Source organism: Mesorhizobium sp. M0074, from assembly GCF_040322975.1.
Classification (GTDB): Bacteria; Pseudomonadota; Alphaproteobacteria; order Rhizobiales; family Rhizobiaceae; genus Mesorhizobium.
The window spans coordinates 64,556-80,435 of the sequence record NZ_JAMYUM010000002.1 but is presented as its reverse complement, the minus strand read 5'-3'; the positions used below and the strand labels follow the sequence as shown (position 1 = coordinate 80,435).

At 63.8% G+C, this 15,880-nt stretch carries 14 protein-coding genes; 11 read left to right on the top strand and 3 right to left on the bottom strand.

Annotated elements, in window-relative coordinates; all coding sequences use genetic code 11:
* Positions 1–231: 231 nt before the first annotated feature.
* On the bottom strand, positions 232–360 hold the full coding sequence (locus NKJ73_RS03415) for a hypothetical protein (RefSeq protein ID WP_280952097.1): 129 nt from the start codon (positions 358–360) through the stop codon (positions 232–234).
* Between NKJ73_RS03415 and NKJ73_RS03410 the strand changes: the two genes are divergently transcribed.
* The 9 genes from NKJ73_RS03410 (at position 347) to NKJ73_RS03370 (ending at position 11,682) form a co-directional block, all read left to right on the top strand.
* Positions 347–1,663, top strand: a complete 1,317-nt coding sequence (locus tag NKJ73_RS03410; RefSeq protein WP_352568362.1) for a CmpA/NrtA family ABC transporter substrate-binding protein — start codon at positions 347–349, stop codon at positions 1,661–1,663. The two genes, NKJ73_RS03415 and NKJ73_RS03410, sit on opposite strands and share 14 nt — an antisense overlap.
* A 74-nt stretch (positions 1,664–1,737) precedes the next feature.
* Positions 1,738–2,634, top strand: a complete 897-nt coding sequence (gene ntrB / locus NKJ73_RS03405; protein ID WP_352568361.1) for a nitrate ABC transporter permease — start codon at positions 1,738–1,740, stop codon at positions 2,632–2,634.
* An 11-nt stretch (positions 2,635–2,645) separates the two neighbouring features.
* Complete coding sequence (locus tag NKJ73_RS03400) at positions 2,646–3,443, top strand: ABC transporter ATP-binding protein (protein WP_023676293.1); 798 nt, start codon at positions 2,646–2,648, stop codon at positions 3,441–3,443.
* A 252-nt stretch (positions 3,444–3,695) separates the two neighbouring features.
* Positions 3,696–4,034, top strand: a complete 339-nt coding sequence (locus NKJ73_RS03395; RefSeq protein ID WP_352568359.1) for a hypothetical protein — start codon at positions 3,696–3,698, stop codon at positions 4,032–4,034.
* Between the two features lie 58 nt (positions 4,035–4,092).
* Positions 4,093–5,394 (top strand): MFS transporter, encoded by a 1,302-nt coding sequence (locus NKJ73_RS03390; RefSeq protein WP_352568357.1) that lies wholly within the window; start codon positions 4,093–4,095, stop codon positions 5,392–5,394.
* Between the two features lie 19 nt (positions 5,395–5,413).
* On the top strand, positions 5,414–7,864 hold the full coding sequence (gene nirB / locus NKJ73_RS03385; protein ID WP_023676296.1) for a nitrite reductase large subunit NirB: 2,451 nt from the start codon (positions 5,414–5,416) through the stop codon (positions 7,862–7,864).
* A 65-nt stretch (positions 7,865–7,929) separates the two neighbouring features.
* Positions 7,930–8,259 (top strand): nitrite reductase small subunit NirD, encoded by a 330-nt coding sequence (gene nirD, locus NKJ73_RS03380; RefSeq protein ID WP_023676297.1) that lies wholly within the window; start codon positions 7,930–7,932, stop codon positions 8,257–8,259.
* 3 nt (positions 8,260–8,262) lie between these two features.
* Positions 8,263–11,094, top strand: a complete 2,832-nt coding sequence (locus NKJ73_RS03375) for a nitrate reductase (protein ID WP_352568356.1) — start codon at positions 8,263–8,265, stop codon at positions 11,092–11,094.
* Between the two features lie 102 nt (positions 11,095–11,196).
* On the top strand, positions 11,197–11,682 hold the full coding sequence (locus tag NKJ73_RS03370; RefSeq protein WP_352568354.1) for a hypothetical protein: 486 nt from the start codon (positions 11,197–11,199) through the stop codon (positions 11,680–11,682).
* A 25-nt stretch (positions 11,683–11,707) separates the two neighbouring features.
* Here NKJ73_RS03370 and NKJ73_RS03365 read toward each other — a convergent pair whose 3' ends face one another.
* Positions 11,708–12,739, bottom strand: coding sequence for a hydroxyacid dehydrogenase (locus NKJ73_RS03365; RefSeq protein WP_352568353.1), 1,032 nt, complete (start codon positions 12,737–12,739; stop codon positions 11,708–11,710).
* 177 nt (positions 12,740–12,916) lie between these two features.
* Here NKJ73_RS03365 and NKJ73_RS03360 point away from each other — a divergent pair, with 177 nt between their 5' ends.
* Complete coding sequence (locus tag NKJ73_RS03360) at positions 12,917–14,353, top strand: aldehyde dehydrogenase family protein (protein ID WP_352568562.1); 1,437 nt, start codon at positions 12,917–12,919, stop codon at positions 14,351–14,353.
* A 38-nt stretch (positions 14,354–14,391) separates the two neighbouring features.
* Positions 14,392–14,973: a DUF1349 domain-containing protein gene (locus tag NKJ73_RS03355; protein WP_352568352.1), complete on the top strand. Its 582-nt coding sequence runs from the start codon at positions 14,392–14,394 to the stop codon at positions 14,971–14,973.
* A gap of 41 nt (positions 14,974–15,014) precedes the next feature.
* Here NKJ73_RS03355 and NKJ73_RS03350 read toward each other — a convergent pair whose 3' ends face one another.
* Entirely contained in the window at positions 15,015–15,767 is a 753-nt protein-coding gene (locus tag NKJ73_RS03350) for an SDR family NAD(P)-dependent oxidoreductase (RefSeq protein ID WP_023676304.1), read from the bottom strand.
* Positions 15,768–15,880 lie beyond the last annotated feature (113 nt).

Genomic DNA, 15,880 nt, shown 5'->3' with positions numbered 1-15,880 from the left:
CATTCTTGTGCGCTGCACAAAAAATGTGCGTGCAACTGCGCTAATGAACAATCTTTGGCTTGCTCGCCCAGCGGGCCGGCGCGCCGACGATTTTGGCATGTCGTTGATCTCGTTGATGTTTGTCATCCATTCCGAAACTGGCACGGTTCCTGCGTTGCAATAGGCAGACTCTTCTCGGGTCACGGAATAGGCGTCCAATGGCGGGCGCTACAGGCAACGCTGCCGCTCAGGTCAACACGCGATCCCGGATGGACGGACGCGCGCGGCCTGGCCGGCGGCTTTTTTGTTTTGGTCGAACACGCAATCGACGGCGCCGATCCCAAGCCGCGCCCAACCGGAGATGACGATGACGAAACGCATCAAGAGCCATTCCGCCCAAACGGCGATCAGCCGCCGGGATTTCCTGAGGATCAGCGCGGCCACCGCGGCAACGCTGGCCGCGGCGCGTGCGCTGCTGCCCTCCGGCGCCTATGCGGCGCCCGCCGCGCCGGAAGTCACCGGCGCCAAGCTCGGCTTCATCGCATTGACTGATGCAGCACCGTTGATGATCGCCAAGGAGAAAGGCCTGTTCGAGAAATTCGGCATGCCCGATGTCGAGGTGCTCAAGCAGGCCTCCTGGGGGGCGACGCGCGATAATCTGGTGCTCGGCGGCGAAGCCAACGGCATTGACGGCGCCCATATCCTGACGCCGATGCCTTATCTGATGCACACCGGCAAGGTGACGCAAAACAAGCAGCCGCTGCCGATGGCGATCGTGGCCCGGCTCAACTACGACTGCCAGGGCATTTCCGTCGCCCAGGAATATGCCGGCACCGGCGTCGGCCTCGACGCCTCAAAGCTGAAGGACGCCTTCGCCGTCAAGAAGGCCGCAGGCAAGGAGGTGAAGGCCGCCATGACCTTTCCGGGCGGCACGCACGATCTTTGGCTGCGCTACTGGCTGGCCGCTGGCGGCATCGATCCCGACAAGGACGTCTCGACCATCGTCGTGCCGCCGCCGCAGATGGTCGCCAACATGAAGGTCGGCAACATGGACGTGTTCTGTGTCGGCGAGCCGTGGAACGAGCAGCTGGTTCACCAGGGCGTCGGCTTCACCGCCGCCACCACTGGCGAGCTATGGAAGGGCCATCCGGAAAAGGCGCTCGGCCTGCGCGCCGCCTTCATCGACAAGTATCCGAACGCCACCAAGGCGATCCTGATGGCCGTCATGGAAGCCCAGCAATGGTGCGAAGCCAAGGAAAACAAGGACGAGATGGCCGCCATCATCGGCAAGCGGCAATGGATGAACGTGCCGACTGCCGACATCATCGGCCGCCTCAAGGGCGACATCAATTACGGCAATGGCCGCGTCGCCAACGGCACCGATCTCTACATGAAGTTCTGGCAGGGCGGCGTGTCCTATCCCTTCAAGAGCCACGACAGCTGGTTCCTCGCCGAAAATATCCGCTGGGGCAAGTTCGCGCCGACCACCGACATCAAAGCACTGGTCGGCCAAGTCAACCGTGAGGATCTGTGGCGCGAGGCGGCCAAGGATCTTGGTGTCGCCGCGGCCGATATTCCGGCGTCTACGTCGCGCGGCACCGAAACGTTCTTCGACGGCAAGATCTTCGATCCGGAGAACCCGTCCGCCTATCTCGACAGCCTGAAAATCAAGGTGTCGGCCTGAGCCTGACATAGATGCGCGGCAGGCGGTGGCAGCGCCGCCTGCATTGCACCTGCCGCCAAGGAGTTTTTCGAGAAATGTCTATCCAAGCCATCGAGGACCGCAAGGTGAAGCCGCTCCCCGCGCCTGCCAAGCCCGCCGAAATCATCGCCTTCACCGCCAGGGCGCGGCGCCGCTTCGACCCGGCCGCGATCGCAGGCAAGCTGGCCAGCACGCTGGTGCCGCCGGTCATCGTCATCACCATTATGCTCGTCGTCTGGCAGGTCGCCTGTTCGTCGCCCACAGCCAGCCTGCCACCGCCGAGCCAGGTGTGGAACGAGGCCTATGACCTGATCGCCCACCCGTTCTTCGACAATGGCCCGCAGGACATTGGGCTCGCCTGGCGGGTGCTGATGTCGCTGCAGCGCGTCGCCATGGGCTTCGGCCTGGCAGCAATCGTCGGCGTCGCGCTCGGCGCGCTCGTCGGCCAGTCGATCTGGGCGATGCGCGGTCTCGATCCGGTCTTCCAGATCCTGCGCACGGTGCCGCCGCTCGCGTGGCTGCCGCTGTCGCTGGCGGCGTTCCGCGATTCCAGCCCGTCGGCGATCTTCGTCATCTTCATCACCTCGATCTGGCCGGTGATCATCAACACCGCCGTCGGCGTCCGCAACATTCCAGAGGACTATCGCAACGTCGCCCGTATCCTCCGGCTCAACCAGTTCGAGTTCTTTGTGAAGATCATGGTGCCGGCCGCGGCACCTTACATCTTCACCGGCCTGCGCATCGGCATCGGCCTGTCGTGGCTGGCCATCGTCGCCGCCGAAATGCTGACCGGCGGCGTCGGTATCGGCTTCTTCATCTGGGATGCCTGGAATTCGTCGCGGCTGCCCGACATCATCGTCGCACTCGCCTATATCGGCGTCACCGGTTTCTGCCTCGACCGCCTGGTCGCGGCGGTCGGCGCCTTCGTCACCCGCGGCACAACGGCAAAGTGAGGAGAGGGACGATGACGGCCTATCTGAAACTCGACCATATCGACAAATCCTTCGCCCGCGGCAGCCAGGTCAGCGACGTGCTGAAGGACATCCGGCTGACCATCGACAAGGGCGAATTCGTCTCGATCATCGGCCATTCCGGCTGCGGCAAGTCGACCTTGCTCAACCTGATCGCCGGCCTGACCAAGGTCTCGGCCGGCGCGGTTCTGCTCGAAGACAAGGAGGTCGATAGTCCCGGCCCGGAACGCGCCGTGGTGTTCCAGAACCACAGCCTGCTGCCATGGCTCACCGTCTACGAAAACATCAATTTGGCAGTCACGAAGGTCTTTGGCCGGAGCAAGAGCCGGGCCGAGCGGCATGAATGGATCATGCGCAATCTCGATCTCGTTCAGATGGCGCATGCCAAGGACAAACGTCCGGCCGAGATTTCGGGCGGCATGAAGCAGCGCGTCGGCATCGCCCGGGCGCTGGCCATGGAGCCGAAGATCCTGCTGCTCGACGAGCCGTTCGGGGCGCTCGACGCGCTGACGCGCGCCCATCTTCAGGATGCGGTGATGGATATCCATTCGAGGCTCGGCTCGACGACGATCATGATCACTCACGATGTCGACGAGGCGGTGCTGTTGTCCGACCGCATCGTCATGATGACCAACGGGCCGGCGGCCACCATCGGCGAGGTTCTTCCCGTGCCGCTGGCCCGGCCGCGTCGGCGCATCGAGCTTTCCTCCGACCGCACCTTCCTGCGCTGCCGCGAGGCGGTGCTGAAATTCCTCTACGAACGCCACCGCTTCGTCGAAGCCGCGGAGTAAGGCCATAACGGGAAAACTCGTCATCATCATTGGCAATCTGCATCGGCAATGGGCAATCTACCGCATTGCACAAATATTATGCTGCTGTGCAAGGCATTTTGACTAATCTTTGATCCGCTGCCGAGCTTGGTCAAAAGTCGCGCGGCTGCGGTTCATATTGATTTCATTCGATAATTAAGAGCGCTGTCGAATTGGCACGCTTCCTGCTTTCCAAAATGTAGGGTCCGCAAGGGCCAAGTGAAACGGCGTCCAATGGCGGGCGCCACAGGCAAAGCTGCCGCTCAGGTCCACACGCGCTCCCGGAACCCCGGACGCGAAGACCTGGCCGGCGGCTTTTTTGTTTTGACGCAATCGACGGCGCTGGTCCCAAGCGGCGCCCAACCGGAGACGACGATGACGAAACGGATTGGAACTGGCGCTTCCCTCGCGGACTTCACGCGCCGCGATTTTCTGGCCGTCAGCGCGCTGACGGCGGCGCTGTTCACCGCCGCGCTCCTCCTCTTTCCCGCCGGCGCCAAGACTGACGGCAAGGGTCTCGAAGTGACCGCGCAAAGGTCGGTTTCAACCAGTTCGCCGATGCTGCGCCGCTGACAGTCGCGAACGAACAGACAAGGGCGGTGCCTCCCACGCCGCAAACCGGAGCCAGAAAATGACCGCAAATCTCCCAGCCGCGCCCAGCCAGGACAGCGCTCCCCGGCAGGCGCTTGCCATGTCCACCATCGCCTTCACCGTCTGCTTCGCGGTGTGGACGATCTTTTCAATCATCGGCGTGCGCATAAAGCAGGAGCTGGGGCTGAACGAGACGGAGTTCGGCCTGCTCGTCGGCACGCCGATCCTCACCGGCTCGCTCGTCCGTATGGTGCTCGGTGTCTGGACCGACCGTTTTGGCGGACGGCTGGTATACACCGCGACCATGCTTGCGGCGGCGGTCGCGACCTTTCTGCTCGCTTTTGCGCACACCTACGGGCAGATGCTGGTCGCCGCACTAGGCGTTGGGCTCGCCGGCGGTTCCTTCGCCGTCGGTGTCGCCTATGTCTCGCGCTTCTTCCCGGCCGGCAAGCAGGGTACGGCGCTTGGCATTTTCGGTGTCGGCAATGTCGGCGCCGCGGTCACCAAGTTCCTGGCACCGTTCGTGCTTCTCTCCTGGGGCTGGCAGTCGGTCGCGCTGATCTGGGCGGCAGCACTCGTCGTCATGGCCGCCGTCTTCTGGTTCACGACCGGCGACGATCCAGTCATCCGCGAGCGCCGCGCCGGCAAGGCAGCGCCCGCGAGAAGCTTCTTGCAGGAATTCGCGCCGCTCAAGAACCTGCAGGTCTGGCGCTTCGCCTTCTATTATTTCTTCGCCTTCGGTGCATTCGTGGCGCTCTCGCTGTGGCTGCCCCGCTACCTGATCGGCGTCTACGGCTTCGGGCTTGCGACCGCCGGCATGATCGGGGCGGCCTATTCAATTCCGGCAAGTATTTTCCGCGCCTATGGCGGCGTGCTTTCCGACCGGATCGGCGCCCGGACCGTGCTCTACTGCACCTTCGCTGTCAGTGCCGTCGCGACTCTCGTTCTGTCTCTCCCCTCGGCAGACTACGTCGTGCGCGGTATCAGCGGGCCGATCGCCTTCCATTTCGAGATCGGCCCGCTGGCCTTCATAGCCGTTGCCTGTGTGCTCGGCTTCTTCATGAGCCTCGGCAAGGCCGCCGTCTACAAGCACATCCCGGCTTACTATCCGCAGAGTGTCGGCGCGGTCGGCGGCGTTGTCGGCATGATTGGCGGGCTCGGCGGCTTTATCCTGCCAATCGCCTTCGGCGTGCTCAACGACCTCACCGGCGTCTGGTCGAGCTGCTTCATGCTGCTCTTCGTCATCGTCGCCACCTGCTTTGCCTGGATGCATTCTTCCATCCGGCGGATGGAGCGCACGGCGTCTGACGAAGCTTCAGGCCTTTCCTACGCGGCTGAGTGAGACCGGAGTGGATCAGGACATGACCGAGAAACTCGTTATCATTGGCAACGGCATGGCCCCCGGGCGCATGCTGGAGCACCTCCTGGAAAAGGCGCCTGGGCGCTACCAGGTCACCATCTTCAACGCCGAGCCGCGCGTGAACTACGACCGCATCATGCTCTCGCCGGTTCTGTCGGGCGAAAAGGCCTATGAGGAGATCATCATCCATGGCGACGGCTGGTACATCAAGCACGGCATCACCCTCTACAAGGGCCACAAGATCGTCGCCATCGACCGGCAGGCAAAGACCGTCACCTCCGATCATGGCGTGACCGAGCCCTACGACAAGCTCGTCATCGCCACCGGCTCGGTGCCGTTTATCATTCCGGTGCCAGGCCATGATCTGCCCGGCGTGCTCACGTATCGCGATCTCGATGACGTCCGGGCGATGATGCTTGCCGCCCAGTCGCGGGCCAAGGCGGTGGTCATCGGCGGCGGCCTGCTCGGCCTGGAAGCGGCTGCGGGTCTGAACGCGCAAGGGATGGACGTCACCGTGCTGCACGTCATGCCGACGCTGATGGAGCGTCAGCTCGATCCGGCCGCCGGATATCTCCTGCAGCGCGCCGTCGAGCAGCGCGGCATCAAGGTCATCACCAAGGCCAACACCCAGGCGATCACCGGCAACGGCAAGGTGGAGCGGGTGGAGCTTGCCGACGGCACAGTCATTCCCGCAACGCTCGTCGTCATGGCGGTGGGCATCAGGCCGAATGCGGCGCTGGCGAAGGAAGCCGGCATTGCGGTCAATCGCGGCATCGTCGTCGACGCCGGCATGCGCAGCAACGATCCCGATATCTACGCAATCGGCGAATGCGCCGAGGTCAACGGCCAGGTCTACGGGCTGGTCGCGCCGCTTTACGAGATGGCGCGCGTCGCCGCCAGCCATCTGGCCGGCAATGAGGCGGCGGCTTTCGTCCACATGGACACGCCGACCAAGCTCAAGGTCACCGGCATCGAGCTGTTCTCGCTCGGCGACTTCGCCGAGGGCGATGACCGCCAGGAGATCGTGCTGCGCGATGCCGCGGCCGGCGTCTACAAGCGCCTGGTACTCAAGGACGACCGCATCATCGGCACCGTGCTCTATGGCGAGACGGCGGACGGCGCCTGGTTCAACGACCTCAAGAAGAAGCAGACCGACATATCCGAGATGCGCGATACGCTCATCTTCGGCCAGTCCTACCAGGGAGGCGCCCCACTGGACCCTATGGCGGCCGTTGCAGCCTTGCCGGATGATGCGGAAATCTGCGGTTGCAACGGCGTATGCAAGGGAAAGATCACCGGCGCGATCACGGCCAGGGGCTTGACCTCGCTCGACGACGTGCGCGCCCACACCAAGGCGTCGGCGTCCTGCGGCTCCTGCACCGGGCTGGTCGAAAAGCTGATGGTGCTGACCATCGGCGACAAATACAACCCCGCGGCGGTCCAGCCGATGTGCAGCTGCACCGCGCTTGGCCATGACGAGGTCCGCCGGCTGATCAAGGCCAAGGGCTTGAAGACCATTCCCGCCGTCATGCAGGAACTGGAGTGGAAGACCTCCTGCGGCTGCGCCAAATGCCGGCCGGCGCTCAACTATTATCTCGTCTGCGACTGGCCCGACGAATACGCCGACGATTACCAGTCGCGCTTCATCAACGAGCGCGTCCACGCCAACATCCAAAAGGACGGCACCTATTCGGTAGTGCCGCGCATGTGGGGTGGCGTCACCAACGCCGCCGAATTGCGCGCGATCGCCGACGTCGTCGACAAGTTCGAGATCCCGATGGTCAAGGTCACCGGCGGCCAGCGCATCGACATGCTCGGCATCCGCAAGGAAGACCTGCCGGCGGTATGGGCCGATCTCGGCCAGGCTGGCTTCGTCTCCGGCCACGCCTACGCCAAGGGACTGCGCACGGTGAAGACCTGCGTCGGCTCGGACTGGTGCCGCTTCGGCACGCAGGATTCGACCGGCTTGGGCATCCGTATCGAAAAATTCATGTGGGGCTCGTGGACCCCGGCCAAGGTCAAGATGGCGGTGTCGGGCTGCCCGCGAAACTGTGCCGAGGCGACCTGCAAGGATGTCGGCGTGATCTGCGTCGATAGCGGCTACGAGATCCATTTCGCCGGCGCCGCCGGTCTCGACATCAAGGGCACCGAAGTGCTCGGCCTGGTCAAGACCGAGGACGAGGCGCTGGAGCATATCGTGGCGTTGACGCAGATGTATCGCGAGCAGGGCCGCTATCTCGAGCGTATCTACAAATGGGCCAAGCGCGTCGGCATAGCTGAGATCAAGCGTCAGATCATGGACGATGGCGAGAAGCGCAAAGCCTATTTCGACCGCTTCGTCTTTTCGCAGAAATTCGCCCAGGTCGACCCATGGTCGGAACGTGCTTCCGGCAAGGACAAGCATGAATTCCGGCCGATGGCTTCGGTCGGCTTTGCCCAGGCGGCGGAGTAGGCGCGTGTTCCCGAAAAGTGGAATGCGTTTTCGGACAAGAACACGCGCAAAAGAGGAATAGCCACATGAACTGGGTATCGATAGGCACGCTCTCGGACATTCCGCGTCGCGGCGCGCGCTGCGTCGCCACGCCCGAAGGCAAGATCGCCGTCTTCCGCACGGCCGACGATCAAGTCTTCGCCATCGACGACCATTGCCCGCACAAAGGTGGGCCGCTCAGCCAGGGCATCGTCCATGGCACGGCGGTGACCTGTCCCTTGCACAATTGGGTGATCTCGCTGGAGACAGGCAAGGCGCTCGGCGCGGACGAGGGCGCGGTGCGCACCATTGCGGTGCGGATCGACGGCGAGCGGCTGTTCATTGCGCTGGAAGCGCTGGCCAGCCGCGCGGCGTGAACCATGCAGATTGATGAAGCGCGCGAGGTGAGGACCACCTGCCCCTATTGCGGGGTGGGTTGCGGCGTGCTGGCGAAGGTCGCCGCGGACGGTGAACTAACCGTTCGTGGCGACCCGGACCACCCGGCGAATTTCGGCCGGCTCTGCTCCAAAGGCTCGGCGCTGGCTGAGACCATCGACCTCGACGGCAGGTTGCTATACCCGGAGATCCGCGGTCGCCGCACCGACTGGGACGAAGCGCTCGACCTTGTCGCTTCGACCTTCTCGCAAACCATTGCCGAACACGGCCCCGGTTCGGTCGCCTTTTATGTTTCCGGCCAGTTGCTGACCGAGGACTATTACGTCGCCAACAAGCTGATGAAAGGCTTTATCGGCTCGGCCAATATCGACACCAATTCGCGCCTGTGCATGGCCTCGTCGGTCGCCGGCCACCGCCGCGCCTTTGGCTCGGACACCGTTCCGGGAAATTACGAGGATCTGGAACTTGCCGACCTGATCGTGCTGGTCGGCTCCAATCTCGCCTGGTGCCATCCGGTACTCTACCAGCGCATTGCCGCTGCCCGGGAAAAGCGGCCCGAGATGAAGGTGGTGCTGATCGACCCTCGCCGCACGATGACCTCAGACATCGCCGACATGCATCTGGCGATCGCGCCCGATGGCGACGTCGCTTTGTTCACCGGGCTGCTCGCCTATCTCGGCCAGCACAACGCGCTGGACCGCACCTATATCACGGCGCACACGACCGGCTTCGGGCAAGCGCTTTTCGCCGCCTCGGCGCTCGATCTTGCCGGCATCGCGGCTGCCACGGGTCTCAGTGAGGACGAACTGGCCCGCTTCTACAGCCTGTTTGCCGCGACGGCGAAGACGGTGACCGTCTACAGCCAGGGCGTGAACCAGTCGTCTTCGGGCACCGACAAGGTCAACGCCATCATCAACTGCCATCTAGCCACCGGCCGCATAGGCAAGCCCGGCGCCGGGCCGTTCTCGGTGACCGGCCAGCCCAACGCCATGGGCGGCCGTGAGGTCGGCGGCATGGCCAACATGCTGGCCGCCCACATGGAGATCGAAAACCCCGAGCACCGCGAACGCGTGCAGCGCTTCTGGAATGCCCCAACCGTCGCCGAAAAACCCGGCCTGAAAGCGGTCGAGATGTTCCAAGCGGTGGCCGACGGACGCATCAAGGCGCTGTGGATCATGGCCACCAACCCGGTCGATTCGATGCCGGACGCCGATGCCGTCGAGGCGGCGATCAGGGCCTGCCCGTTTGTTGTGGTCTCGGACGTGCTGGGCGAGACCGACACGGTCCGCCACGCCCATGTCCGGCTGCCGGCCACCGCATGGGGCGAAAAGGATGGCACCGTCACCAATTCGGAGCGCCGCATCTCGCGCCAGCGGGCTTTTTTGGCCAGGCCCGGCGAGGCAAGGCCAGATTGGTGGATCATCGCTGAAGTCGCCAAGCGGATGGGCTTCGGCGAGGCTTTTTCGCATGTGTCGCCGGCCGACATCTTCGCCGAGCACGCGGCGCTGTCGGGCTTCGAGAATGATGGCGTTCGCGATTTTGATATAGGCGCGTACGCCGGGATTGATGCACGGACGTATGAGGAGTTGGCGCCATTCCAATGGCCAGCGCCGAGCCAAGGCACCCCCCTCTGGCCTGCCGGCCATCTCCCCCTCAAGGGGAGAGATTGGATGTCGCCACCGGTTTCGCCAATCGTTGCCATTGCTGAAAAGGCGGTGCCGGCAAAGCCGCCAATCTCCCCCCTTGAGGGGGAGATGGCCGGCAGGCCAGAGGGGGGTGTTCAGGCTGGACATAGCTCAGCCAGCACCCGCTTCTTCGCCAACGGCAATTTCTACACGCCCGACGGCAAGGCGCGCTTCATTGCCATCCGCCCAGCCGCACAAACCCGCACCAACCCGGACTACCCGCTCGTCCTCAACACCGGGCGCGTCCGCGACCATTGGCACACCATGACGCGGACCGGCAAGAGCCCGCGCCTGTCGCAGCACATGGCCGAACCGTTCGTCGAAATCCACCCGGCGGATGCGCAGCACTATGGTATCGGCGATGCCGACATCGTGCGCGTCTCGACTGGCCATGGCGAGGTGCTGGTCCGCGCGCTGGTGACGGTGCGCCAACGCCAAGGCTCTGTATTCGTTCCGATGCACTGGACCGATCAGATCTCCGCCCGCGCGCGTGTCGATGCACTGGTCCCGCCGACGACCGATGCGATTTCAGGTCAGCCGGCCTCGAAGAACGTTGCCGCCCGCCTCGAACGCTTCGCTGCCGCAGCCTTCGGTTTCGCGGTGCTTGCCGAACGGCCCGCCTCGATCGACGCCGATTATTGGAGCCTCGCCCGCTGCCCCGCCGGCTGGCGCCTCGAAATTGCGCTGCAGGACAGCCGCGACTGGACCGGGTTTGCCGCCTCGCTGTTCGGCCTCGAAGGCGAGACGCTCGCCTATCACGACATCGCCGGCGGGCACCATCGCTTCGCCCGTTTCGCGGGCAGTCGGCTGGTCGGCTCGCTCTATCTGGCGCCTACCCCGGTGGCGGTGTCGCGCGGCTGGGCGGTCGAACAACTTGGTGCTGACCATGCCGATCGGCAGGCGCGGTTGGCGATTGTCGCCGGGCGGCCGGGCGGCAACAGCGTCGACCGCGGTGCCATCGTCTGCGCCTGTTTCGGGGTCGGTGTCAACCAGATCGCGGAAGCGGTACGCGGCGGCTGTACCAGCGTCGCGGCAATCGGCGCCGTCCTTCACGCCGGCACCAATTGCGGCTCTTGCCGCGCCGAGATCAAGACCATTATCGACGGGCGGCGTCTGCAAGCTGCGGAGTGATGCGCGGAGGAACTCTGCCGCGCCGCTGCATGAGCTTACTAGCAATTTACAAACCATGGGCTACCAACGTTCTGACTTCGATTCGCTCGGAACGGGAGCCCCATGAGCAAAGCCCTGACCTCATTCGCGCTTGCCGCCGTGCTGACGGCCTTGCTGATGGCGCTCAGCCTGGCGGTGGCCAGGCATGGCTATCCCTATGGCGCGATCGGCGCCAAGCGCTTGAGCGACGTCGCCGATGCGGGGACGTTCATTCCGCTCGCGGCGATCTATTTTTTCAGCGCACTGCTGATGATGGTTCTGCCGATCAGGCTCGCTGGCATCGTCCTGACACATGCCGCCGATGCGATCTTCTGGACGGTCATCGTGTTGTTTGCGCTCATCGTTGGATGTCTCGCCGCGAGATTTGCTTTCGGTCAGCGCGATGTGCTCTCCGCACTGCTGAACTGGCGCTTCCTGTTTGTCGCAGCCGTCGTCGGGTGCCATCTGTTCATCAACGAGCTGCGCCGCAACATCTTGTTGAGAAGCCTGTTCTTCGTCGTCTTCGCCGCAGCGACACTGGCCTGCCTGTTTTGGTCCTTCACCGTCTGAGCATGTGCGACCGTCGGCAGGCGGCTTAATTCTTGTCGACCGGCTTCGAACGCATTCGCGAAACGGTCTCACGCTCGGCCCGCTTCGAACGCATCGGCGGCAGGCCGCGGTCGATCAGGTCCATGTCTTCCAGCACCATGTCGCCCATCCGCTTGAAGGCGATGTCAAGCGCGCCGGCCCGGTGGGCGGAGCGCAGGAACCCCGGCAATGTACGGACCGGGTGATCCTGGGCCAGAGGCTCCTCAGGAAAAACATCGCTGGCGGCGACGATATGGCCGCTGCGGACGGCGTCCATCAGTGCCGGGAAATCGACCACGCCGGCTCGGCTGAGCAGGATGAAAGCGGCTCCCTTGCGCATCCTGGCAAACGCCTCGGCACCAAGGAAACCCTGGTTTTCGCTGGTCACCGAAGCGACGACGAAGATGAAATCGCTGTTCGACAGAACGTCGTCGAGAGAGGCCGGCTCGACGCCGTTTTCGATAAGGATCGACGGCGGCAGCCACGGGTCGAAGACTTTTGTCCGCGTGCGAAAGCCTGACAGCAGCCGGTTGAGCGCACGGCCAAGATCGCCGAAGCCGATAATGCCGACATCCGCGCCGGAAAGAAGCCGCGCCGTCCGGTTGCCGTCGCCGCCCCACAGCTCCTTGCCGTGACGGAAAGCGAGATCGGCGTCGACGATGCCGCGGGCGAGGTTGAGCGCCATGGCAAGGCCGAGCTCGGCCACCGGCTCGGCAAACACCAGCCCGGTGGTGACGACATGGATGCCGCGCGAAAACAGCGCCTCGTACGGCATGTTGTCGATAAGGTTGCTCTCGACATTGAAGACGCAGCGCAGCGCCTTCATTTTCTCCAGCGTCTCCGGCGTGATCGGCGGCTGGCCGACGATGTAGCGGGTTTCGGCAAGCACATCAGCCGGCAAGGCTGCGACATCTTCGGGCGATGTTTCGACGATGCGGTATTTCGATCGAAATTTCGCCAGCGCAGCCGGCGTGAAGATCAGGTCGAGCGTGCGCGGTTCGGGTGCGCTGATCACCAGCGGCAAGGCGCTGTCGGACATGATACTTTACCTCCCGTGCGATCCGCGTCGCATCACACCAGAATCGTCTTTTCCCGCCCCCGACACCTATCACATGCCTGTCGAGAAGGAGAAGTTTGCCTTCTTCGGCCTTGCGGTGCGTCGGTCGGTGGTCCAGATAGACGGCGATCGAAGGACGACAAGGAAGACAGCAACATGATCCCGTTTCGAAAGAACCTCATCGATGGCGAGTGGGTAGGCGATGCCGGCTCCCGCAACATCAACCCGTCCAATCTCGACGACGTGGTCGGCGAATATGCATCGGGGGGCGCGGAGCACGCCCGGCAGGCCATCGCGGCGGCGAAAGCGGCATTTCCGGCATGGTCCCGATCGGGCCTGCTGGCACGCCATGCGGTGCTGAGGAAGACGTCGGACGAGATCACCGCGCGGAAAGATGAAATCGGCCAGGCGTTGGCGCGCGAGGAAGGCAAGACGCTGGTCGAGGGCATCGGCGAGACTGTGCGGGCCGCCCAGATATTCGACTTCTTCGCCGGCGAGACGCTGCGCCTGTCGGGCGAGCTGGTGCCGAGCGTGCGGCCCGGCGTCGGCGTCGAGATCACCCGCGAAGCGGTCGGTGTCGTCGGCATCATCACGCCATGGAATTTCCCGATCGCCATCCCGGCTTGGAAAATCGCTCCGGCGCTGGCCTACGGCAACACCATCGTCTTCAAGCCGGCGGAACTCGTTCCGGAGAGCGCCTGGACTATTGTCGACATCCTGCACCGCGCCGGCCTGCCCAAGGGCGTGCTCAACCTGGTCATGGGCAAAGGTTCGGTGGTCGGCCAGGCGATGCTCGATAGCCCCGACCTCAACGCCATCACCTTCACCGGCTCGGTCGGCACCGGCAAGCGCGTCGCCGCCGCCAGCGTCGAGCACATGCGCAAGTTCCAGCTCGAAATGGGCGGCAAGAACCCGCTTGTCGTGCTCGACGATGCCGACCTTGCCGTCGCCGTCGAATGCGCAATCAACGGTGCCTACTTCTCGACCGGCCAGCGCTGCACGGCGTCGTCCCGCCTGGTGGTGACGGACGGCATCCACGACCGCTTCGTCGAGGCGCTCAAGGACCGCATGGCCAAGTTGGTCGTCGGCGACGCTCTCGATGCCAAGACGCAGATCGGGCCGGTTGTCGACCAGAGCCAGCTCAAACAGGACGAGGACTATATCGCCATCGGACGTCAGGAAGGTGCCGATCTCGCCTTCGGCGGCGAGCGGCTCGATCGCGAAACCCGCGGCTTCTATTTGCAGCCTGCGCTGTTCACCGAAACCACCAACGCCATGCGCATCTCGCGCGAGGAGATTTTCGGCCCGGTCGCCAACGTCATCCGCGTCAAGGATTATGACGAGGCGCTGGCGGTGGCCAACGACACGCCGTTCGGGCTGACGTCCGGCATCTGCACCTCGAGCCTCAAGCATGCCACGCACTTCAAGCGCAATTCGGAAGCCGGCATGGTCATGGTCAACCTGCCGACGGCCGGCGTCGACTTCCACGTGCCTTTCGGCGGGCGCAAGGGATCGAGCTACGGCCCGCGCGAGCAGGGCCGCTATGCCGCAGAGTTCTACACCATGGTGAAGACCGCTTACACGTTTGCCGGCTAAGAAAAGGCGGCAGACCAGCCAGGCAGGCGAGCAAATCGATGACATCTGAGAATACGGACCTGACCTGGCTCAATCCGCCGCCGCACCACGCCTTCGGCAACAATACGGTGCATGTACGGACCGGCAAGGAGACCGACTTCTGGCGCGAGACGTTCTACGGCTTCTGGCGCGACAATGGCCATTTCCTCTATCGTGAGGTCGAGGGCGATTTCAGCGCCGAAGTCACGGTCAAGGGGCACTATGAGGTGCTTTACGATCAGGCCGGGCTTATGGTCCGCCTGAGCGAGACGCGCTGGATCAAGGCCGGCATCGAATACACCGACGGGCTGATGTATTTTTCCGTCGTCGTCACCAACGATGCCTCCGACTGGTCGCTGGCCAGCATTCCCGCCGACCCCGGCGGGGTCAGGATCCGCCTGACCCGCCATGCCGAGACGATCCGCGTCCAGTATCGCGACGCATCTGGCAAGCACTGGAAACCGGTGCGGCTTGCCTATTTCCCCCCGTCGAAAACGGTCGATGTCGGCATGATGTGCTGTTCGCCGCAGCGCGAGGGCTTCGAAGTGACATTCAGCGACTTTTCGATCGGCCCGCCGATCTCGCGGGAGCTTCACGACTGAGGCGCCGCGATCCGGTCGGGCGGTTTGCGTCCGGCCCCGCCTCAGTAGGTCGCCCGGCCGCCGGAGACGTCGAAGACGGCCGCCGTCGTGAACGAGCATTCCTCGGACGCGATCCAGCAAATCAGCGCCGCCACCTCCTCGACCTCGCCGAACCGCGCCATCGGTATTTTGGACAGCATGAAGTCGATGTGTTGCTGGCTCATCTGCTGGAAGATCGCGGTGCGCACGGCCGCCGGCGTGACGCAGTTCACCGTTACTTTGGTCTTGGCCAGTTCCTTGCCGAGCGATTTGGTCATGCCGATCACCGCCGCCTTCGAGGTGCTGTAGGCCGAGGCGTTCGGGTTACCTTCCTTGCCGGCAATCGAGGCGATGTTGATGATCCTGCCGTAATTGCGTTCGAGCATATGCGGGACCAGCGCCTTGTTGCAGAAGAAGACTCCGTTGATGTTGATGTCGGTGACCCGGCGCCAATCCTCCACCGAATACTCCCAGGTCGTCATGTTCGGCCCGGTGATGGCAGCACTGGTGACAAGGACATCGACCGCGCCAAGCGCTTCGATCGTCTCTCCGGCGGCGGCTTCGACCGCTATGGGGTCGGCGACGTCTAAGGTGACGCTGTGCAGGCCTGGAACAATGGCCTTGGCCTGCTCGATCTGGGCGGCATCGCGATCCCAGACCGAAACACGCCCGCCTTCGTCAGTGATCCTTTGCGCGACGGCCAGGCCGATGCCTGAGGCGCCGCCGGTGATAACAGCAGATCGTCCGGCAAATCGTCCCGCGAAACTCATCGGCATGTGGTCTTCCTCCCAATCGGCGGCGAATGTGAAGTCAACGGAGGACAAGTTCAAGCGCGGACTTGCAACCTCAGAACAGCTTATGATGGGCCAGCACCGGTCAATTGTACGGC